The 19,921-nt window shown below is 68.0% G+C and carries 16 protein-coding genes; 5 read left to right on the forward strand and 11 right to left on the reverse strand.

What is annotated here, in order from left to right:
* Window positions 1-22: 22 nt before the first annotated feature.
* Both AC07X5_RS12965 and AC07X5_RS12970 read right to left on the reverse strand, forming a co-directional pair.
* Window positions 23-3,667, reverse strand: a complete 3,645-nt coding sequence (locus AC07X5_RS12965; protein ID WP_494770686.1) for a hydantoinase B/oxoprolinase family protein — start codon at window positions 3,665-3,667, stop codon at window positions 23-25.
* Window positions 3,668-3,721: 54 nt separating this feature from the next.
* A complete protein-coding gene (locus AC07X5_RS12970; RefSeq protein WP_409963427.1) occupies window positions 3,722-4,252 on the reverse strand; it encodes a winged helix DNA-binding protein in 531 nt (176 codons plus the stop codon).
* Window positions 4,253-4,436: 184 nt separating this feature from the next.
* Between AC07X5_RS12970 and AC07X5_RS12975 the strand changes: the two genes are divergently transcribed.
* The 5 genes from AC07X5_RS12975 (at window position 4,437) to AC07X5_RS12995 (ending at window position 8,800) form a co-directional block, all read left to right on the forward strand.
* Complete coding sequence (locus tag AC07X5_RS12975) at window positions 4,437-5,447, forward strand: TRAP transporter substrate-binding protein (RefSeq protein ID WP_409963425.1); 1,011 nt, start codon at window positions 4,437-4,439, stop codon at window positions 5,445-5,447.
* A gap of 2 nt (window positions 5,448-5,449) precedes the next feature.
* Window positions 5,450-5,986 (forward strand): TRAP transporter small permease, encoded by a 537-nt coding sequence (locus AC07X5_RS12980; RefSeq protein ID WP_184862706.1) that lies wholly within the window; start codon window positions 5,450-5,452, stop codon window positions 5,984-5,986.
* 58 nt (window positions 5,987-6,044) lie between these two features.
* Window positions 6,045-7,355, forward strand: a complete 1,311-nt coding sequence (locus AC07X5_RS12985) for a TRAP transporter large permease (protein WP_494770496.1) — start codon at window positions 6,045-6,047, stop codon at window positions 7,353-7,355.
* Window positions 7,356-7,463: 108 nt separating this feature from the next.
* The gene (gene crcB, locus AC07X5_RS12990) at window positions 7,464-7,850 is read left to right on the forward strand and encodes a fluoride efflux transporter CrcB (RefSeq protein ID WP_494770497.1); all 387 of its coding nucleotides are present in this window, start codon (window positions 7,464-7,466) and stop codon (window positions 7,848-7,850) included.
* Between the two features lie 86 nt (window positions 7,851-7,936).
* Window positions 7,937-8,800, forward strand: coding sequence for an LOG family protein (locus AC07X5_RS12995; RefSeq protein ID WP_494770498.1), 864 nt, complete (start codon window positions 7,937-7,939; stop codon window positions 8,798-8,800).
* Between the two features lie 58 nt (window positions 8,801-8,858).
* Here the strand turns inward: AC07X5_RS12995 and AC07X5_RS13000 are convergent, their stop codons facing one another.
* The 9 genes from AC07X5_RS13000 to AC07X5_RS13040 form a co-directional block, all read right to left on the reverse strand.
* Window positions 8,859-9,992 carry a FecR family protein gene (locus tag AC07X5_RS13000; RefSeq protein ID WP_494770499.1) on the reverse strand — a complete coding sequence of 378 codons (1,134 nt, stop codon included), beginning with the start codon at window positions 9,990-9,992 and terminating at the stop codon, window positions 8,859-8,861.
* A gap of 19 nt (window positions 9,993-10,011) precedes the next feature.
* Complete coding sequence (locus AC07X5_RS13005; protein ID WP_494770500.1) at window positions 10,012-11,355, reverse strand: surface lipoprotein assembly modifier; 1,344 nt, start codon at window positions 11,353-11,355, stop codon at window positions 10,012-10,014.
* Window positions 11,356-11,538: 183 nt separating this feature from the next.
* Complete coding sequence (locus AC07X5_RS13010) at window positions 11,539-12,720, reverse strand: MFS transporter (RefSeq protein ID WP_494770501.1); 1,182 nt, start codon at window positions 12,718-12,720, stop codon at window positions 11,539-11,541.
* Entirely contained in the window at window positions 12,717-14,501 is a 1,785-nt protein-coding gene (locus AC07X5_RS13015) for a DNA recombination protein RmuC (protein WP_494770502.1), read from the reverse strand. Before AC07X5_RS13015 ends, AC07X5_RS13010 begins: the two co-directional genes overlap by 4 nt.
* Before the next feature lie 70 nt (window positions 14,502-14,571).
* The gene (locus AC07X5_RS13020; protein ID WP_494770503.1) at window positions 14,572-15,558 is read right to left on the reverse strand and encodes a 2-hydroxyacid dehydrogenase; all 987 of its coding nucleotides are present in this window, start codon (window positions 15,556-15,558) and stop codon (window positions 14,572-14,574) included.
* A 155-nt stretch (window positions 15,559-15,713) separates the two neighbouring features.
* Entirely contained in the window at window positions 15,714-17,129 is a 1,416-nt protein-coding gene (locus AC07X5_RS13025; protein WP_494770504.1) for a sodium:proton antiporter, read from the reverse strand.
* A gap of 4 nt (window positions 17,130-17,133) precedes the next feature.
* A complete protein-coding gene (gene pncB, locus AC07X5_RS13030; protein WP_494770505.1) occupies window positions 17,134-18,354 on the reverse strand; it encodes a nicotinate phosphoribosyltransferase in 1,221 nt (406 codons plus the stop codon).
* Window positions 18,355-18,454: 100 nt separating this feature from the next.
* Window positions 18,455-18,913, reverse strand: coding sequence for an acyl-CoA thioesterase (locus AC07X5_RS13035; RefSeq protein WP_494770506.1), 459 nt, complete (start codon window positions 18,911-18,913; stop codon window positions 18,455-18,457).
* Window positions 18,914-18,915: 2 nt separating this feature from the next.
* Window positions 18,916-19,887, reverse strand: coding sequence for a histone deacetylase family protein (locus tag AC07X5_RS13040; RefSeq protein ID WP_494770507.1), 972 nt, complete (start codon window positions 19,885-19,887; stop codon window positions 18,916-18,918).
* Between the last annotated feature and the right edge of the window lie 34 nt (window positions 19,888-19,921).

The raw sequence follows: 19,921 nt of genomic DNA on the forward strand, positions 1-19,921 counted from the left end.
CGCGGCGCGCGGGCCTGCACCGTCAGCCGACGAAGCCGAAGCCGCCGCCCCCGGGGGTATGGATCTCGAACACATCGCCCGGCTGCATCTGCGCCTGGCCGATGTGGTCGAGCTGCTCCACCCTGCCATCGGCGCGCACCACCTTGTTGATGCCCACCGCCCCAGCCGATCCCCCGGCCATGCCGAAGGCGCCGTGGTGGCGGCCGTTGGAGAGGATGCTGGCCGTCATGGGCTCCAGAAAGCGCACGCGGCGCACGCCGCCATCGCCGCCCGCCCAGCGCCCGGCCCCGCCCGATCCCTTGCGGATCTCGTAGCCCTCGAGCCGCACGGGGAAGCGGAACTCCAGCACCTCGGGGTCCGTGAGGCGCGAGTTGGTCATGTGGCACTGCACCACGCTCGTGCCCGCAAAGCCATCCACCAGCGTGCCCGCAGCGTCCCACACACCGCCCGCGCCGCTGCCCCCCGAGATGGTCTCGTAGTACTGGTAGCGCTCGCTGCCGAAGGTGAAGTTGTTCATGGTGCACTGCCCTGCCGCCATCAGGCCCAGTGCGCCATAGATGGCGTTGGTGATGCAGGTCGAGGTCTCAACGTTGCCCGCCACCACCGAGGCCGGTGGATTGGGGTTGAGCATGGAGCCCTGCGGGATGATGACCTTGAGCGGCTTGAGGCAGCCCGCGTTCAGCGGAATGTCGTCCTGCACCAGGGTGCGGAACACATACAGCACCGCTGCCATGCACACCGCCGTGGGCGCGTTGAAGTTGTGCGTCTGCTGCGCGCTGGTGCCGGTGAAGTCGATCTCGGCGCTGCGGTTCTTGGCATCCACGCGCACGGCCACGCTGATCTGCGAGCCATTGTCCAGCGGCAGGGTGAACTGGCCGTCTTTCAGGCGTGTGATCACGCGGCGCACGGACTCCTCGGCGTTGTCCTGCACGTGGCGCATGTAGGCCTGCACGACATCGAGGCCGAACTCTCCCACCATGCGGCGCAGCTCCTGCTGGCCCTTTTCGTTGGCGGCGATCTGCGCGCGCAGGTCGGCCATGTTCTGCTGCGGGTTGCGCGAGGGGTACTCGCCGCTTTCCAGCAGCGCGATCATCTCAGCCTCTCGCAGCACACCGCGTTCCACCAGCTTCACGTTGTTGATCTGCACGCCCTCTTCCTCGATGCGCGTGGAGAACGGGGGCATGGAGCCGGGCGTGATGCCGCCCACGTCCGCATGGTGGCCACGGCTGCCCACGTAGAACGTCGGCTCGGCCTCTTCGCCAATGTAGACCGGCGTGATCACCGTGATGTCGGGCAAATGGGTACCGCCGTGGTACGGGTCATTGAGAACGAACACATCGCCGGGCTGCATGCGGCCTGCGTTGTCGCGGATCACGGTCTTGATGCTCTCGCCCATGGACCCGAGGTGCACCGGCATGTGCGGCGCATTGGCGATGAGGTTGCCTTCGGCATCGAACAGCGCGCAGCTGAAGTCCAGCCGCTCCTTGATGTTGACCGAGTAGGCCGTGTTCTGCAGCTGCAGGCCCATCTGCTCGGCGATGTTCATGAACAGGTTGTTGAACACCTCCAGCAGCACCGGGTCCACCGTGGTGCCCACGGCATGCTGCACGGCGCGCGCCACGCGGCGCTCAAGCAGCAGGTGGTCCAGGTCGGTGAGCTGCGCTTCCCAGCCGGGCTCGACGATGGTGGTGGCGTTCTTCTCGGCAATGATGGCAGGGCCGGGGATCACGTCGCCGGGGCGCAGGTCCTCACGCACCACCAGGGCGGCGTCGTGCCAGGCGGGCACGCCATCGGTGCCGCCGGTGTACATGCGCACGGTGCTGCGGCGCGGCACTTCGCGTGCGGGGTTGAGCGCATGGCGCGGCTCCACGGCCGCATCGCCGGCGACCACGGCCTCGACCGACACGGCTTCCACCACCAGGCCCTTGCCTTGCATCAGGAAGGCGAAACGCTGGCGGTAAGCGGATTCGAAACCCGCGGTGATCGCCGCCACGTCGCCGAAGGGCACGATCAGGGCGCTGTCGCTGCCTTCGTAGCGCACATGCACACGCCGGTGCACCGTGGCGGTGCCGTCGCCCGCCTGCTGCTCCAGTTCGGCGCGCGCGGCCGTGGCCAGGCGTTCCAGCACGGCATCGATCTCGGCCAGCGCCTCGGGTGCGAGCTTGCGCTCCACGGCCTGCTCGCGGATCACGTTCTGGTCCGCCAGGCCCATGCCGTAGGCGCTGAGCACCCCGGCCAGCGGGTGCACGAAGACGCGCGTCATGCCCAATGCGTCTGCGACCAGGCAGGCATGCTGGCCGCCCGCGCCGCCAAAGCACTGCAGGGTGTAGCGCGTCACATCGTAGCCGCGCGCCACCGAGATCTTCTTGATCGCGTTGGCCATCTGCTGCACGGCGATCTGGATGAAGCCATGGGCCACATCCTCGCCTGCGCGGCCGGTCTGCTCTGACAGCGCGGCGAACTTCTCTGCCACGGCATCGCCGTCCAGTGCCTCGTTGGCCGCATGGCCGAACACGCGCGGGAAGTGCGCGGGCTGGATCTTGCCCACCATCACGTTGGCATCGGTCACGGCCAGCGGGCCGCCGCGGCGGTAGCTGGCCGGGCCGGGGTTGGCGCCGGCACTCTCGGGACCCACGCGGAAACGCGCGCCGTCGAAACCGAGGATGGAGCCCCCGCCCGCCGCCACGGTGTGGATGCTCATCATGGGTGCGCGCATGCGCACGCCCGCCACCTGGGTCTCGAACTCGCGCTCGAACTCGCCCGCGTAGTGGCTCACATCGGTGGAGGTACCGCCCATGTCGAAGCCGATCACGCGCTGGTGCCCGGCCAGGCCCGCCGTGCGCGCCATGCCCACAATGCCGCCGGCCGGACCGGACAGGATCGCGTCCTTGCCCTGGAAGGCATGGGCATCGGTCAGCCCGCCCGAAGATTGCATGAAATACAGCGGCACGCCCGGCATCTCACCGGCCACCTGCTCCACGTAGCGGCGCAGGATGGGCGAGAGGTAGGCATCGACCACCGTGGTGTCGCCCCGGCTCACCAACTTCATCATGGGGCTGGTGGCATGCGATGCACTCACCTGCGTGAAGCCGGCCTCGCGCGCGATGCGGGCGGCCGCTTCTTCGTGCGCGGTGTAGCGGTAGCCGTGCATGAAGACCACGGCCGCGCTGCGCAGGCCGGCGTCGTAGGCGGCCCACAGGCGCTCCTTGAGGTGGGCCTCGTCCAGCGCCTCGATCACCTCGCCGTGCGCGCCCATGCGCTCCTGCGCCTCGATCACGCGGCTGTAGAGCAGCTCGGGCAGCACGATGTGGCGGTCGAAAAGGCGCGGCCGGTTCTGGTAGGCGATGCGCAGCGCATCGCGAAAGCCTTTGGTGGTGATCAAGAGAGTGGGCTCGCCCTTGCGCTCCAGGAGCGCATTGGTGGCCACCGTGGTGCCCATCTTCACGCACTCCACCGCCTCGGGCGTCACCGGCTCGCCCGCCTTCAGCCCCAGCAGATGGCGGATGCCAGCCACGGCCGCATCCTTGTACTGCTCGGGGTTCTCGGACAGGAGCTTGTGCGTGACCAGCGTGCCGTCGGGCCGCTTGCCCACCACATCGGTGAAGGTACCCCCGCGGTCGATCCAGAACTGCCAGCGCGCGGGGTGGGTGGAGGCGGGAGAAGCCATCGTCATGCAATCAATAGAGGAGAAAGAGGGAGCGACGGGCCATGCCGCCACACATCACAGGGAAGCGGCCGAACGGGCCGCCTGGTCGTACATGCCCGAGAGCACACGCAGCAAACGGGCCAGCTCGCCGATGTCGCGGTTCAGGGCATCGTCGGCATGCAGGGCGTCGATCAGGCAGCGCTCGCGGATCTCGCGGTAGCGCTGCACATAGGCACGGCCCACATCGGTGGCGGCATAGGTCACTTCCTTGCCATTCTTCTGCGAAGCCACCACGCCCAGGTTCTGCAGTTTCTTCAGGGCGTAGTTCACCAGGTGGGTGTCTTCCACATTCATGATGAAGCAGATATCGGCAAGACGCTTGTCGCGCGCACGGTGCGTCACATGGTGCAGCACCACCACGTCGAGCGGCGTGAGGTCCTTGAGGCCCGCGGCCGCCATGCAGTGCACCACCCAGCGGTGAAAGGCGTTGCCCGCGACGATGAGCCCGAACTCGAACTCGCTCATCTCCGCGCTCTGGGCCGACACCAGGTGCGCCGAAGACACGATGGGTCCGGAATCACCTTTGCCCTTGGCCGCAGGTTTCATGAAAAACGCCTTTGCAGTAGTCACAACTGGCACGGGATGTGCATGCGGCGATTGTAGGCAAGTCACCGATGATTTGTTGGCAATTTGTCAACGTTCAGGCAAAACACCTATGCGGTAACGAGTTGTTTTCGATACAGTCGCCTGACTTCCCCCACCCATGTCCCTTCCATTTGCGGAGCACTCCATGAAGCGTCGAATCTTCCCCGTCACTGCGCTCGGCCTGGCACTGGCCTTCGGCTTCACCGCCACCTCGGCCATGGCCCAGGCCAAATGGGATCTGGCCGCCGCCTATCCCGCGACCAACTTCCACACCGAGAACCTGATGCAGTTCGCCAAGGACGTGGACACGGCCACGGCCGGCAAGCTCAAGATCACGGTGCACGCCAACGCGTCCCTGTTCAAGGCCAACGAGATCAAGCGCGCCGTGCAGGGCGGTCAGGCGCCGGCCGGTGAGGTGCTGCTGGGCAACTTCGAAAACGAGAACCCGCTGTACGGCGTGGACGGCATCCCCTTCGTCGCCACCTCGTATGCCGATTCCAAGCGCCTGTACGACGCGCAAAAGCCCTACCTCGACAAGCTGCTGGGCACCCAGGGCATGAAGCTGCTGTACGCGGTGGCCTGGCCTCCGCAAGGCATCTACTCCAAGAAGGAACTGGGCTCGGTGGCCGACCTGCGCGGCATCAAGTGGCGCGCCTACAGCCCCGCCACGGCCAAGATCGCCGAGCTGATCGGCGCGCAGCCCGTGACCATCCAGGCCGCGGAACTGTCGCAGGCCCTGGCCACCGGTGTGGTGGAAGCCACCATGACCTCCGGCTCCACCGGCTACGACAGCAAGATCTACGAAAGCATCAAGCTGTTCCACGACACGCAGGCCTGGCTGCCCAAGAACGCCGTCATCGTGAACAAGAAGGCCTTCGACGCGCTGGACAAGCCCAGCCAGGACGCGCTCCTCAAGGCCTCGGCCGATGCCGAGTCGCGCGGCTGGAAGCTCAGCGAAGAGAAGACCGAGTGGTACAAGAAGGCCCTGGTCGAAAAAGGCATGAAGATCGTGACCCCGGCGCCCAAGCTCATGGCCGACATGCGCCAGGTCGGCGAGATCATGCTGGCCGACTGGACCAAGAAGGCCGGGGCTGATGGCGAGGCCATCATCGCGGCCTACCGCAAGAGCGCGCCCGCCACCGCGGCCAAGAAGTGACGATGCTGCGCCGCTGGCTCGACCGCATCTACCTGGGCGCCGGCGCCGTGGGCGCCGGCTTCATCGTGCTGATCTGCGTGCTCATGGTGGCGCAGAGCATCATGCGCGAGCTGGGCCTGCGCACGGGGGCCATCAACGACATCGTGGCCTGGTTCTGCGCGGCCGCGGCCTTCCTGGCCATGGCCCACGCCTTCAAGCATGGCGACTTCGTGCGCGTCACGCTGCTGCTGGAAAAACTGCCTCCGCGGCGCTGCCGCCAGCTCGAAGTGGTGTCGCTGGCCATCGGCTCCGTGGCCGTGGGCTACCTCATGTGGGCCGCCTGCAGCTACACCTACGAGAGCTGGGAGTTCAACGACATCTCGCAGGGCCTGCTGCCCATGCCGCTGTGGATTCCGCAGCTGAGCTTTGCGCTCGGCTCCATCCTGCTGTGGGTGGCCGTGGTCGATGAATTCATCATCGTGCTGCGCGGCGGCGTGCCCACCTTCGTTCGCGCGGTCGAGGAACGCCACGCCAAGGGCGACTTCTCTTCTGACATCTGAACCCCGCCACCAATAACAACAGGCCGCCAGCCCTGCTGCGGCCACAAGAAAGCATGACATGGATATTCTGATGGTGGGCGGCGTCCTGCTGCTGCTGATGCTGGTGCTGTTGTCCGGCGGCGTCTGGATCGCGATGACCCTGGCCATCTGCGGCTGGGTGGGCCAGGCCTTCTTCACCTCCACGCAGCCGGCCAAGAACCTGTTCTCGGCCTTCTGGGAAAGCAATGCGAGCTGGGAGCTGGCAGCGCTGCCGCTGTTCATCTGGATGGGCGAGATCCTGTTTCGCACCAAGCTGTCCGAGGAGATGTTCGAAGGCCTGCGGCCCTGGCTCAACCGCGTGCCCGGCCGGCTCATGCACACCACCATCCTGGGCTGCGGCATCTTCGGCTCGGTCTCGGGTTCGTCGGCCGCGACCTGCGCAACCATCAGCAAGGTGGCGCTGCCCGAACTCATGAAGCGCGGCTACGACGAGAAGCTGGCGCTTGGTTCGCTGGCTACGGCCGGCACGCTGGGCATCTTGATCCCGCCCTCCATCACCATGGTGGTGTATGCCGTGGCAGCCGATGCCTCCATCATCCGCATCTTCCTGGCCGGCTTCCTGCCGGGCATTCTGCTGATGCTGCTGTTCTCGGGCTACATCGGCTGGTGGAGCCTGCGCAATCCGGACAAGGTGCCGGCAGCCGATCCGCCGTCCACGCTGCGCGAGAAGATCCGCAAGTCGGGCAACCTGATCCCCGTGGGCCTGCTCATCGTCTTCATCGTCGTGGTGCTGATCACGGGCTATGCCACCGCCACCGAGTGCGCGGCCTTTGGCGTGCTGGGCTCTCTGGGCCTGGCGCTGTGGAGCCGTTCGCTGACCTGGCAGAACTTCAAGGACGGGCTGATGGGCACCACGCGCACCAGCTGCATGATCATGTTCATCCTGGCGGGCGCCGCCTTCCTCACCAAGACCATGGCCTTCACCGGCATCCCGCGCGAGCTGGCCGAGTGGGTCAACGCCATGCACCTGTCGCCCTTCGCGCTGATCAGCGTGCTGGTGGTCGTGTACCTGGTGCTGGGCACGGCCCTGGACGGCATCAGCATGATCGTGCTGACCAGCGCCGTGGTGCTGCCCATGATCCAGCAGGCCGGGTTCGACCTGATCTGGTTCGGCATCTTCATCGTGCTGCTGGTCGAGATCGCCGAGGTCACGCCGCCCGTGGGCTTCAACCTCTTCGTGCTGCAGAACATGACCGGCAAGGACAGCAATACGATTGCCCGCGCCGCCATTCCGTTCTTCCTGTGCCTGGTGGTCTGCATCGCGATCATCACGGTGTTCCCGCAGATCGTGACCATCCTGCCAGACCTGGTGATGGGCAAGGAGAAATAGACTACGCGCGGAGGCGCTTCGCGCCTTCCCTGGCATCGATGCCGCCCCGGTATCAGGCGCTTCGGCCACAATGGCTGCCGCATCTATTTTCAAGGGAGAGAACCCACCATGCTCGCAGTCGTGGCCATCTGCATTGGCGCCAGCCTGGGCGCGCTGGCGCGTTGGCGGCTGGGCTTGTGGCTCAACACCGGGACGGCGGTGCTGCCATGGGGCACGCTCGCGGCCAACCTGGTGGGGGGCTACCTCATCGGGGTGTGCGTAGCGGTGTTCCAGGCCCTGCCCCAGCTTGACCCGGCCTGGCGGCTGGCACTGGTCACGGGCTTCCTGGGCGGGCTTACGACGTTCTCGAGCTTTTCGGCCGAGGTCGTGGCCATGCTGATGCAGCAGCGCTATGCGCTGGCGCTGGGCACGGCCGGGCTGCATGTGGCGGGATCGCTGGCGCTGACCGTGCTAGGCATCCAGAGCGCCACCTGGTTCCTCGCGCAGCGCGCCTGAGCGCAGCCCCTGGAGGGCTTGGCCTTCCTCACAAAAAGAGCACCCCTGCGCCGCAAAGTGCCCCAGAACCTCGGCACAATGGTTCCATGGATGCCAATACCCAACTCAATGAAAGCCGCCTGGCCGACGCCTGGGCAGAACTGCAGAACCACGCCGCCAGCGGCAATCCCCTGCATGCCGACGCCTACCGCCTGGCCTTCGCCGACCCCGAATTCCTGTTCCGCCGCGAGACGCGCGGTATCCGCTTCCAGCTGGAGATGCTCAAGCCCGACCTGGGCCAGGCCGCGCAGGGCATCGAGAGCACCGTGGTGGTCTATGGCAGCGCACGCTTCGTCGCACCCGATGAGGCAGCCGAACTGCTGACCGCTGCCGAGGCCGCCGGCGACGAGGCGGCCATCGCCAAGGCCCGGCTGGCCGTGCGCAACGCGCGCTACTACGACCTGGCACGCCAGTTCGCCCGCCTGGTGGCCGAGCACAGCGAGCGCAACGCACCGGCCGACCGCATCTACGTGTGCACCGGCGGTGGCCCGGGCATCATGGAGGCGGCCAACCGCGGTGCCCATGACGTGGGCGCGCTCAACGTGGGCCTGAACATCGCCCTGCCGCATGAGCAGAGCGGCAACCGCTTCATCTCGCCCTCGCTGTGCTACAAGTTCCACTACTTCGCGCTGCGCAAGATGCACTTCATGATGCGTGCCAAGGCGCTGGTGGCCTTCCCCGGCGGCTTCGGCACGCTCGACGAGCTGTTCGAAGTGCTGACCCTGGTACAGACCGGCAAGGCCAAGCCCGTGCCCATCGTGCTCTTCGGCACCGACTACTGGAAGCGCCTGGTCAACTTCGACGTGCTGGTGGAAGAAGGCACGATTTCGCCGCAGGACCTCAAGCTCTTCCACTACACCGACGACCCGCAGGAAGCCTGGGACCTGATCAAGGCGTTCTACCGGATCTGAGCGCGCCGCAGGCAGCAGGGTGGCAGCCAGGGCCAGCAGCCCTGGCGCCGCCACGCCATCAGCGTATCGGTGTCGGGGCCGGCGGAGCCGGGGGCAGCAGGATCACGCCGGGTGGCAGCACGAAGATCGGCGTGGTGGGTGCCGGTGGCACGGGCCGGGGCGGCGTCGTCGTGGGCGGCGTGGTGGTCGGCGGCGGCGGGGTCGTCGTGCCGGGCGTGGTGGTCCCCCCGCCCCCGGTGGTGGGCGGTGGCGGTGTCGGCACCTGCGTGGTGGGCGGCGGCGGGGGCGGCACGACCTCGGGCGGCGGTACCGGGATCGGAACCGGGGCCGGTACGGGGACCGGCACGGGTGCGGGCACCGGGACAGGCACCGGTGCAGGTGGCGGCACCGGAACGGGTGCAGGAGGAGGCGGTGGTGGGGTTGGTGGAGGCGGCGGTGGGGGCGGCAGGGGCACGACCGGATCCACCACGGGCGGCAGCAACGGTGGCGGGGGCGGCACATGCACCGGCGGGGGCGGCGGAATCACGAAGATGCTGCTGCGATGCCCATCTCCCTGCAACTGGTCGCCGGCCATCTGCGGCAGAGGCAGTGCCGGCAAGGGCAGCAGCGCCCGCGTGTTGGTATACACCGGCAGCTTCTGGCTGGAGAGCACAAGCACGGCTTCGCCGGCCTTCACGCCCACGCAGCCGGCCTCGGTGCAGACCTCGATCTCGTCCTGCTCGCCTGCCACGGTGAGTTGGCCCTGGGCGTTGAAGCCCACCAGGAAAGCCGAACCACGGATGCCCACCACGGCCGTGGGCGTGGTGACCTTGTAGCTGCCCGGGTTGCGCTTGCCGATCAGCCCCGTGATCGCCCGCATGCCGCCGCGCAGCAGAGTCACCGCAAAGCCGTCCTGCGCCACGTCGCCGCTGTCGGCATAGCGGGTCACGGTGAACTGCGAGTCCGGGTACAGCGCCACCAGGCCGCCATCGGTGAAGCGGATCTGCGCGCGGCCCGCGCTGCCGGTCAGCAGCACATCGCCCGTGTCCACTTCGGCCCCCTTGGCCACGCTGCTGGTGGCATCACCCCGGCGCAGGCTGACCTCGCCGCTGGCGAACTGCACCAGCCCGGCCGCCGCCAGGGTGGAGGCCGGCCATGCAGCCACCATGGCCATGAGCAGCGCGATGCGGGACAGGCGAGGTTCAGTCGTCATGGATTCACCTCTTCCTTGTTCAGAATTCGCGGCGCACGGTGACGGACCAGATGCGCCGCCGATACTCCGTCACAGGCAACGTGGAATCGTTGTGCGTGCCCGTCCACTGCGGCGTGACGCGCCAGGCCGTGGCAGGTATCCATGAGACGCCCAGCGAGGCATTCACCTGGCGGTCGCGCCGCACCACGGCAAAGAAGGGATCGGGCGCGCCATAGCGGCGCCGCTCCCAATCCAGGTTGGCGAACAGCGCCCAGTTGCGCGCCAGGGCCAGTTGCCCGCCCAGGCGTGCGCCCACCAGGCGGTGGCCCAGGTAGTCCACGCCGGCCGCATCGGGCTCCTCGCGTCCGCCATGCACGCCGGCATAGGCCAGGCTGCCGTCGCGGAACACATGGGCGTAGGAAGTGCCGGCCACCGTGCGCTGCACGTCGCGCAGCGGCTGCGTGGGGTAGTGCAGGCGTGCCGACTGCACGAAGCTGCCCCATTGCCGGAAGCCGTCGAGCCGGTAGACCCATTCGCCCAGCACGCCGCCGATGCTGCGCAGGCGCGTGCCGTCGAGCGCATAGTAGGAGCCCTGCCCTTGCAGGATCAGCTCATGGCGCTCTGAGCGCCAGGCCACGCCCGCGCTGGCATCGAACTGGTCGGAATCGAAAGCCCCCGCCCCGCCCTCGTTGCGTCGCGGCGTGCCGGCCGCCGCGCCGACCAGCGACCAGCGGGCGTCCATCACGTAGCGCCCACGCACCGCCACCAGCGCCGCCAGGAAGTCGGAGGAACGGGCCAGCGCCGAGGGCGCCAGCGTCCAGGCCGGTGTGCCCGGCACGGGCGAGGGCAGCAGCATCGACGCCGGCCCGGCGTTGACGTTGGAATCATGGCCCAGCGCCAGCTCGGCATAGCCCTTGAGGCTGGAGCCGCCGTCGCTCGCGGCGCGGTCATAGGAGACCAGGAACTGGTCGATGCTGAGCGCGGCATCCACCGGGATGCCCAGGGCGCGCGCCCGCTCCGACAGGGCCAGCACGCCGCGCTGGTCGCCCACGGCATACAGGGCACGGGCCAGCGCCACCTGCGCGGCCATGTTGTCCGGCTGTGCGGCCACCACACGCTCCCAGGCCAGCACGGCGCGGCTGTACTGCCCCGCGGCATGGGCCGCGCTGCCCATGGCGGCGTCGAAGGCGGGGTCGCCTGCGCGCACCGCCTCCTGTGCGTCGAGCAGGTCGAAGGCCTCGCGCGCGGAGCCGCCCTGGACCAGGGCCGCAGCCCGGTCGATCAATGCATCGGCATGGGCAGCGCCGGCAGCAAGCGCCAGGCCGAGCACCACCGGACCCAGCCGCAGCAGCGGCCTGCGACAAGACAGACGAGCAATACCCATGGGAGATCTCCTCATGCGGGCAATGGCGTACCGATGCAGGGGGATGGCCGCGTCGTGGGCAGCAGCGCTGACCCCCTCGCCTGCAGCGGTTTGCAAACGATGTGAGCAGACGCTACCGGAATCTACTCCGATTTCGCCAGCACAGGCGGATTTTTACAAAGTGGCGCAGCGCGCCGGCGCAGGTCAGTGCCCGTGCCCGGAAGCCGGCGCCCCCATGTTCCAGGCCAGGCGCGAGCCGGCGCCCACGGCGGCGCCCACCACCCAGAACAGGCCGCCCACCCCGATCACGGCCCCTGCGGTACCGAACAGCATGGGCATGAGCACGCTCGACGCATTGATGGCCATGAGGCGCAGGCCCAGTGCCTCGCCGTGGCGGTGGGAGGGGGTGATCTGGTGCAGCAGGCTCATGACCATGGGCTGCACCGAGCCCAGGGCAAAGCCCAGCAGCACCGAGCACACGCCCATGGTGAGCGCCGTGGGCATGAGCGGATAGACCGCGAACAGCAACGCCGTGGCGACCATGGCCACCGCGACCACCACGCGCTCGCGCAAGTGCTCGGCCACCAAGGGCATCAGCACGCGGATCACGGCGGCGGCAATCGCGAAGGCCCCCAGGATGGAGCCGATGACCGAGGCCGACAGCCCGCGCTCGTGTCCAATTAGCGGCACCACGAAAGTGTGCACGTCCCAGCACGACGAAAGGATCCAGTTGACGATGAGCAGGCGCCGAAAGGGCACCTCGTTCATCAGGTCCCAGGCGCGCTGGGGCGGGCCGCCGGCCGCGGCGATCACCGGGGGCAACTCCTGCGTATCGCGCACCCAGAACCAGGTGGCCAGGGGCAGCAGCGCCATCAGCGCGAACGCGGCGCGGTAGCCCTGGGTGTCGCCGGCCACCACACCGCCATGGTCGATCATGAGCCCGGCGCAGAACGGCCCGAGGAAATTGGACACCGCGGGCCCGATGGCCAGCCAGCTGAACACCTGCTTGAGCGCCGTGGCGTCGTGCGCGGCGCGCCCCACGTGGCGCTGCAGCGCAATGGTGGCCGCGCCCGTGGCGCCACCCGAGGTCAGCGCGGCAATGCACAGCACCGGAAACACCGGGAACACCAGGGCCGCCGCCGAGCCCGCCGTGGCCACGGCCACCGCGATGCCCACCGGGCGCTTGAGGCCATGGCGGTCCGCATAGCGGCCCGCCGGCAGCGCCAGAAACACCTGCGTGAGCGCGAACAGCGCCAGCAGCACGCCCACGGCGGCGGCGCTGTAGCCCTCGCGCAGCGCCAGCAGGGGCGCAGCCAGCCGCATGCCCGCCATGCAGGCGTGCACGCAGATCTGGCCGGCGATCAGGCGGGCCAGCGCCGCGTTCACAGCAGCTCGTCCTGCGCGTCCGCCGCCGACATCGGGGGCCGCAGCTTGGGCACGGCGCCAGCCACATCGGGTGCGGGCAGGTCCTGCACGTCGCGCAGGCGCTTCTGGATGGCGCGGGTGCGCACGCCCACTTCTTCAAAGCGCTTGGCGGCGGAATCGATGGATTTCTTGGTCGCCTCCACCACGTCGCCGAACTTGGCGAACTCGGTCTTGACCATGCCCAGGAGGCTCCAGACCTCGGACGAACGCTTCTCGATGGCCAGGGTCTTGAAGCCCATCTGCAGGCTGTTGAGCATGGCCGCCAGATTGGCCGGTCCGGTGATCATCACGCGGCAGTCGTTCTGCAGCGCCTCCACCAGGCCGGGGCGGCGGATGACTTCTGCGAACAACCCCTCGGTGGGCAGGTAGAGCACCGCGAAGTCGGTGGTGTGCGGGGGCGAGACGTACTTGCCGAAGATCTTCCTGGCTTCGAGCTTGATCGAGGCCTCGAAGGCATTGCCGGCCGAGGCGATGAGCCCCTTGTCCGCCGCGTCCTGCGCGTCCATGAGGCGCTGGTACTGTTCCACCGGGTACTTGGAGTCGATGGGCAGCCACACGGGATGTTCATCGCTGCGACCGGGCAGGCGGATGGCGAATTCCACCAGGTCGTCGCTGCCCGGCACGGTCTTGACGTTGCGCGCGAACTGGTCGGGCGTGAGCACGTTCTCGATGATGGCGCCGAGCTGCATTTCGCCCCAGGTACCGCGCGACTTCACGTTGGTCATCACGCGCTTGAGGTCGCCCACGCTGCCGGCCAGGGTCTGCATCTCGCCCAGGCCCTTGTGCACCTGCTCCAGCCGGTCGCTTACGAGCTTGAAGGATTCGCCCAGGCGCTGCTCCAGCGTGGCGTGCAGTTTCTCGTCCACCGTGCGGCGCATCTCTTCGAGCTTGGTGGAGTTGTCGGCCTGGATGGCGGCCAGGCGCTCGTTGAGCGCGTTGCGCAGCTGCTCGGCATTGGTCTGGCTGCCCTGCAGCATGCCGGTGAGCTGCTGCGAGACCGCGTCCTGCAGCACGGCGAACTGGTTGCGGATCTGGTTGCCGTTGGCTTCGAGCTGGTCCTTGAGCGCGCCGGACATGGTGCCCAGCTGGCTCTGGATGTCGCCCTTGAGCGAGTCGAGCGTGGTGCGCGTGGCCAGGGTGAGCGCCTCGAAGCGCTCCTGGATGCGCTTTTCGAACAGCGCCCCGCTCTCGGCCATGGCCTCGCGCGACTTGACGCTCTCGGCTGCCAGTGCTGCCGTGGTGCTGGTGAGTTCTGCGCGAAAGCCGGTGAGCGTGTCCGAAAGCTCCTTGCGCGCCACGGCCGAATCCGCCTGGCCCTGGGCCAGGTTCTCGAGCAGCGCCTTGCGGCTGTCCTCCAGCCGGCCGGCCACCACCTGCTGCAGGCCTTCGATGCGCTGCTCCAGCCGGCCCTCAAACACGCCGAAGGCCGCCAGCAGCTCGGCGCGGCCAGTGCGCGACTCGGTCACGGCCTGCGCCAGGCGTTCGTCCACGGCGTGGCGCACGGTTTCTAGCGTGGCCTGCGTGGTCTGCGTGAAACCGCGCATCTGCTGGGCCAGGGCCTCCATCGCGCCATCGTTGCGGGCCACCGCGAGCTGCGTGGCCTGGGCCGTCTGCTCCAGGGCCAACAGGCGGGCCGCCAGTTCGGGCGGCAGATCGATGCGCGGGCGGCGCAGCAGAACGAGCACCAGCAGCAAAAGTACGAGGGCCAGCGCGGCCAGCAGGATGAGGGTGTCGGTGGTCAAAAGCGGGGCTGGGCTAGAAAGAGCGCACCAGGGCGGTGCGCGATGGCAGGGCCGCTATTGTGTACGTAAATCAGCACCCGCGCGATGCCGGCGTGTTCACCGGCGTCAGCGGAGCACCCTTCTCGAAGAAGGCAATCAGGTTGTCCGCTGCCAGATTGGCCATGGCACGGCGCGTGGGCACGGTGGCGCTGGCGATGTGCGGGGTGAGCACCACGTTGGGCACGGTGAGCAGGTCCGGGTGCACGCTGGGCTCGCCCTCGAAGACATCCAGGCCCGCCGCCGCGATGCGTTGCTCGCGCAGGGCCACGGCCAGGGCCGCGTCGTCCACGATGCCGCCGCGCGCAATGTTGATCAGCGTGGCCGTGGGCTTCATGAGCGCCAGTTCCGCCGCGCCGATGGTGTGGTGCGATGCCGGGGTGTAGGGCACCACCAGCACCACATGGTCGGCCGTGCGCAGCAGCTCTTCCTTGCCCACATAGCGCGCCTTGCATTCGGCCTCCAGCTCGGGCGAGAGGCGCGAACGGTTGTGGTAGATGACGTTCATGCCAAAGCCATGCGCTCCGCGGCGGGCAATGCCCTGGCCGATGCGGCCCATGCCGATGATGCCCAGCGTGCTGCCATGGATGTCCGAGCCCGAAAACATGTCGTAGCTCCACTTGGTCCATTGGCCGGCGCGCAGGTAGTGCTCGCTCTCGGTCATGCGGCGTGCGGTCGCCATCAAGAGCGCAAAGCCGAAGTCGGCCGTGGTCTCGGTCAGCACGTCGGGCGTGTTGGTGCCCTGCACACCCGCCGCCGTCATGGCGTCCACATCGAAGTTGTTGTAGCCCACCGCCATGTTGGCCACGATGCGCAGGCCGGGTGCCGCCGCCAGCAGCGCTGCGTCGATGCGCTGGCTGCCGGTGGTGAAGGCACCGTCCTTGTCGGCCAGGCGCTCGGCCAGCTCGGCGGGCGTCCAGATCACGTCCTCAGGGTTGTCCTGCACCTCGAAGTGCTGGCGCAGGCGCTCGACGATGTCGGGGAAGATCGCGCGGGCGACCAGGATGCGGGGCTTGCTCATGAGCGGGTGTTCTCCATAGGACTACTTGTCTACAACTTGTACGCACAGCGCGTGCAACTGACGCTTGCCATGCAAGCGCCCCCGTGCAAGGGCCGCCCCGCCGCACTGGGGGCGTCCCCCTTTGGGGGATAGCGCGAAGCGACTCAGGGGGAGTTTCACTTGAACCAGATGAAAGTCATCACCACGAAAAGCGGGATGAGGATTCCCCCGGACCACAGCATGTAGCCAAAGAAGCTGGGCATCTTCACCCCCCGGTCCTCGGCAATGGCCTTGACCATCATGTTGGGCGCATTGCCGATGTAGGTGTTGGCCCCCATGAACACGGCGCCGGCCGAGATGGCGGCCAGCGTGGGTGCCAGGGTGGTCATGAGCGCGGCCGGGTCGCCGCCTGCGGTGTTGAAGAACACGAGGTAGGTGGGCGCGTTGTCCAGAAAGGAGCTGAGCGCGCCTGCGGCCCAGAAGTACATGGCCGGGTCGGGCGAACCGTCGGGCCGGGTCACGGCCGCGACGATGGCGCCGAAGGGGCCATTGACGCCGGCCTTGAGCATGGCGATCACCGGGATGATGGTCAGGAAGATGCCCGCGAACAGCTTGGCCACCTCCTGCATCGGGCCCCAGCCGAACTGGTTGTCCGCGTGCACCTTCGCTGGAGTCAGGCGCAGGGACACCAGGGTCACGATGATGAGCCCGGCATCGCGCACCACGCCGGGCAGGCCCACCTCGGTGCCGGCGATGTTCCAGGCCACGGGCGACTTCCAGAAGCCGCTGAGCAGCACCAGGCCGACCACGGCGCCCAGCAGCAGGAAGTTGGCCTTGCCGTCGAAGCCCAGAGCCGGCGTGTCGGGCGTCGGATCCTGCGGCAGCACCTCCTCGCGGCGGTGGTAGTACCAGAAATCGAGTGCGTAGAAGATCGCCAGCAGCGCCCCGACCAGGAACAGCGTCTCGGGAAAGATGTGGCGCACCGTCCAGAAGAAGTCCACGCCCTTCAAGAATCCCAGGAACAGCGGCGGATCACCCAGCGGCGTGAGCGAGCCCCCGGCGTTGGAGACGATGAAGATGAAGAACACCACCACATGCGCCACGTGCTTGCGGTTGTCGTTGGCGCGGATCAGCGGGCGGATCAGCAGCATGGATGCACCCGTGGTGCCCATGAAGCTGGCCAGCACCGCGCCGATGGCCAGGAGGGCGGTATTGAGCCCCGGGCTGCCATGCAGGTTGCCGCGGATGTAGATGCCCCCCGCCACCGTGAACAGCGCGGTGAGCAGGATCACGAAGGGGATGTACTCCGCCAGCAGCGCATGCACCAGGCTCGTGCCGGCGGCGGGTACCCCAAAGACCAGGGCGAAGGGGACGAGAAACGCCAGCGCCCAGGCCGCCGTGATCTTGCCGAAATGGTGGTGCCAGACCGTGGGCGCCAGGAGCGGCATGATGGCAATGGACAGCAGCACCCCGGCGAAGGGCACGCCCCACAGCACGGACAGCGCGCGGCCATCCACCTCGGCCGCCGTGGCCAGGCCCGGCAGCATGGACAACAACAGCACGGCCAATGCCGGCCAGCGCAGGTGCTTCATCGGCTCAGAGCGGTGCCGGAATCTCGAACACCTGGCGCAGGTAGGCCAGGTATTTTTCGTCGTCGCACATGCCCTTGCCGGGCGTGTCCGAGAGCTTGGCCACGGGCTGGCCGTTGCACTGGGTCATCTTGATCACCACCTGCAGCGGCTCGTGCTCGGGCGGGCTGCCCAGGTCGTTGGTCAGGTTGGTGCCGATGCCGAAGGCCAATTGGCAGCGGCCGCGGAACTGCTGGTACAGCTCGATGGTGCGCGGCACGGTGAGCGCGTCGCTGAAGATCAGCGTCTTGGTCAGCGGGTCCACGCGGTTCTTGCGGTAGTGTTCCAGCAGGCGCTCGCCCCAGGCGAACGGGTCGCCGCTGTCATGGCGCGCGCCATCGAACAGCTTGCAGAAATACAGGTCGAAGTCGCGCAGGAAGGCGCTCATGCCGTACACGTCCGACAGCGCGATGCCCAGGTCGCCCCGGTACTCCTTGGCCCACATCTCGAAGCCGAAGACCTGGCTGTCGCGCAGCCGCGGGCCCAGCGCCTGGCAGGCCTGCAGGTATTCGTGCGCCATGGTGCCCAGAGGCGTCACACCGAGCTTCATTGCGTACAGCACATTGCTGGTGCCCGCGAACTGGCCGGGGCCCACCGGCGCACCGGGCCGGCGGTCGCCCGTGCCCAGGCGCGCGCACAGCACGCGCAGCACCTCTTCGTGCCAGGCGCGGCTGAAACGCCGGCGCGTGCCGTAGTCGGCGATCTTGAGCTCGGACAGGCCCTCGGCCTGCAACTGGGCGATCTTGGTATCCAGCCGGCGGCGGCCTTCGGGGAAATTGGGCACCTTCTGCGTGTTGCGGAAGTAGACCTCGTTGACGATGGCCAGCACCGGAATCTCGAACAGGATGGTGTGCAGCCAGGGCCCGCGGATGGTGATCTCGATCTCGCCGTTGTGCTGCGGCGTGATGGTGATGTACTTCTCGTTCAGGCGGAACAGCCCGAGAAAGTCCACGAAATCGCTCTTGATGAAGCGCATGGAGCGCAGGTAGGCCAGCTCGGCGTCCTGGAAGTGCAGGCTGCACAGCGAGCGGATCTCGTCGCGGATCTCGTTGGCATAGGGCGCCAGCTGCACGCCGGGGTTGCGGCACTTGAAGCGGTACTCGACCTGTGCCCCGGGGAACTGGTGCAGCACCACCTGCATCATCGTGAACTTGTACAGGTCGGTGTCGAGCAGGCTGGTGATGATCATTGTCGAAGCGGGCCGCAACGGATGGCCCAGGCCAGGGGGCAGCAAGGCAGCACAGTGTAGGCCATCGCACCGATCATTGCAGCGCAGGGTCAGGGGTAACCTACCCCGGCACCACCAGCGCCTGCAGCACCTGGCGCAGCGGCTCGGGCACAGGCACAGGCCGGCGCGTTTCGCGGTCCACATACACATGGATGAAATGGCCGGCCGCGGCGCTCATCTCCTCGCCGTACGCGAACAGGCCCACCTCGTAGCGCACGCTGGAGCCGCCCAGCCGCGCCACGCGGATGCCAGCCTCCACCACCTGAGGAAAGGCCAGCGGCGCGAAGTAGTTGCACTGCGTCTCGATCACCAGGCCGATGGTGTTGCCCGTGTGGATGTCGAGCACGCCCTGCTCGATCAGGTGGGCGTTCACGGCGGTGTCGAACCAGCTGTAGTACACCACGTTGTTCACGTGGCCATAGAGGTCATTGTCCGCCCAGCGGGTACTGATGGTGCGGAAGGTGCGATAGCCGCTGCGCGGCTGCGGCGCAGGGCGCGGTGCGGGGGTGGTGCTCGTCATGGTCAAACGGAGGAAGGTTGCAGGAAATTCTGCCAGCGCTGCTGGTACTGGTGGGCCACGCGCCAGGTGGCGAGCTGGGCCTTGATGGTGTCGGCGATGTCCGTGCCGTAGCCGCCGCCCATGGCAAAGGCCACCGGCACGCGGCGCTGCCAGGCCCAGTCGAAGACGCGCCGGTCGCGCGCCTCCAGGCCGTCGTGGCTGATGGCAAGGCGCCCCAGACGGTCGCCCACATGCGGGTCGGCACCAGCCAGGTAGAGCACCAGGCCGGGCGCAAAGCGCTGGTCCAGCGCATCGAGCGCCTGCTCCAGCGCGGCCAGGTACTCGTCATCGCCGCAGCCGTCGGGCAGCTCCACATCCAGGTCGCCCGCCTCCTTGCGAAACGGGAAGTTGCGCGCGCCGTGCATGGACAGGGTGAACACCGAATCGTCGCCCTGGAAGATACGCGCCGTGCCATTGCCCTGGTGCACGTCCAGGTCGATGATGGCCACGCGCAGCGCCAGCGGGTTGGCGCCCATGGCCGAGGCGGCACGGGCGTGCTCGTCCTGCATCAACCGCGCGGCCACGGCCATGTCGTTGAACACGCAAAAGCCGCTGCCCTTGTCGGCATAGGCATGGTGCGTGCCGCCAGCGAGGTTGCCCGCGATGCCGCCGCCCTCCCCGCCGGCCATGGCCACGCGGCAGGCGGCAATGGTCGCGCCCACCGAGCGGCGCGCGCGCTCGGCCATGGCCGGGCTCCAGGGAAAGCCGATCTCGCGCTGCGCCGGTGCCGGCAGCGTGCCGTGGGCAATGGCGTCGATATAGGCTGGCGAGTGCGCCAGCGCGAGTTCGCCATCCGACGCGGGCGGCGCCACCTGCAGCGCCACGCCGGGCAGGTGGGTGGCCACGGCATCGCGCAACAGGCGGTACTTGGCCATGGGGAAACGGTGGCCATCGGGCAGCGGCAGCACGAACTGGTCCGCGTAATAGGCATGCATGACGCCATTGTGGCAAGGGGCGCCCTGTTGGACT

The organism is Acidovorax sp. GW458-11-26-14-TSB4 (assembly GCF_059423865.1).

What these genes read in the sequence shown, in the direction of transcription:
- AC07X5_RS12965 (WP_494770686.1), bottom strand. Translation starts at nt 3,667, where the DNA reads ATGGCTTCTCCCGCCTCCACCCACCCCGCGCGCTGGCAGTTCTGGATC.
- AC07X5_RS12970 (WP_409963427.1), bottom strand. Translation starts at nt 4,252, where the DNA reads ATGAAACCTGCGGCCAAGGGCAAAGGTGATTCCGGACCCATCGTGTCT.
- AC07X5_RS12975 (WP_409963425.1), top strand. Translation starts at nt 4,437, where the DNA reads ATGAAGCGTCGAATCTTCCCCGTCACTGCGCTCGGCCTGGCACTGGCC.
- AC07X5_RS12980 (WP_184862706.1), top strand. Translation starts at nt 5,450, where the DNA reads ATGCTGCGCCGCTGGCTCGACCGCATCTACCTGGGCGCCGGCGCCGTG.
- AC07X5_RS12985 (WP_494770496.1), top strand. Translation starts at nt 6,045, where the DNA reads ATGGATATTCTGATGGTGGGCGGCGTCCTGCTGCTGCTGATGCTGGTG.
- crcB (WP_494770497.1), top strand. Translation starts at nt 7,464, where the DNA reads ATGCTCGCAGTCGTGGCCATCTGCATTGGCGCCAGCCTGGGCGCGCTG.
- AC07X5_RS12995 (WP_494770498.1), top strand. Translation starts at nt 7,937, where the DNA reads ATGGATGCCAATACCCAACTCAATGAAAGCCGCCTGGCCGACGCCTGG.
- AC07X5_RS13000 (WP_494770499.1), bottom strand. Translation starts at nt 9,992, where the DNA reads ATGACGACTGAACCTCGCCTGTCCCGCATCGCGCTGCTCATGGCCATG.
- AC07X5_RS13005 (WP_494770500.1), bottom strand. Translation starts at nt 11,355, where the DNA reads ATGGGTATTGCTCGTCTGTCTTGTCGCAGGCCGCTGCTGCGGCTGGGT.
- AC07X5_RS13020 (WP_494770503.1), bottom strand. Translation starts at nt 15,558, where the DNA reads ATGAGCAAGCCCCGCATCCTGGTCGCCCGCGCGATCTTCCCCGACATC.
- AC07X5_RS13025 (WP_494770504.1), bottom strand. Translation starts at nt 17,129, where the DNA reads ATGAAGCACCTGCGCTGGCCGGCATTGGCCGTGCTGTTGTTGTCCATG.
- pncB (WP_494770505.1), bottom strand. Translation starts at nt 18,354, where the DNA reads ATGATCATCACCAGCCTGCTCGACACCGACCTGTACAAGTTCACGATG.
- AC07X5_RS13035 (WP_494770506.1), bottom strand. Translation starts at nt 18,913, where the DNA reads ATGACGAGCACCACCCCCGCACCGCGCCCTGCGCCGCAGCCGCGCAGC.
- AC07X5_RS13040 (WP_494770507.1), bottom strand. Translation starts at nt 19,887, where the DNA reads ATGCATGCCTATTACGCGGACCAGTTCGTGCTGCCGCTGCCCGATGGC.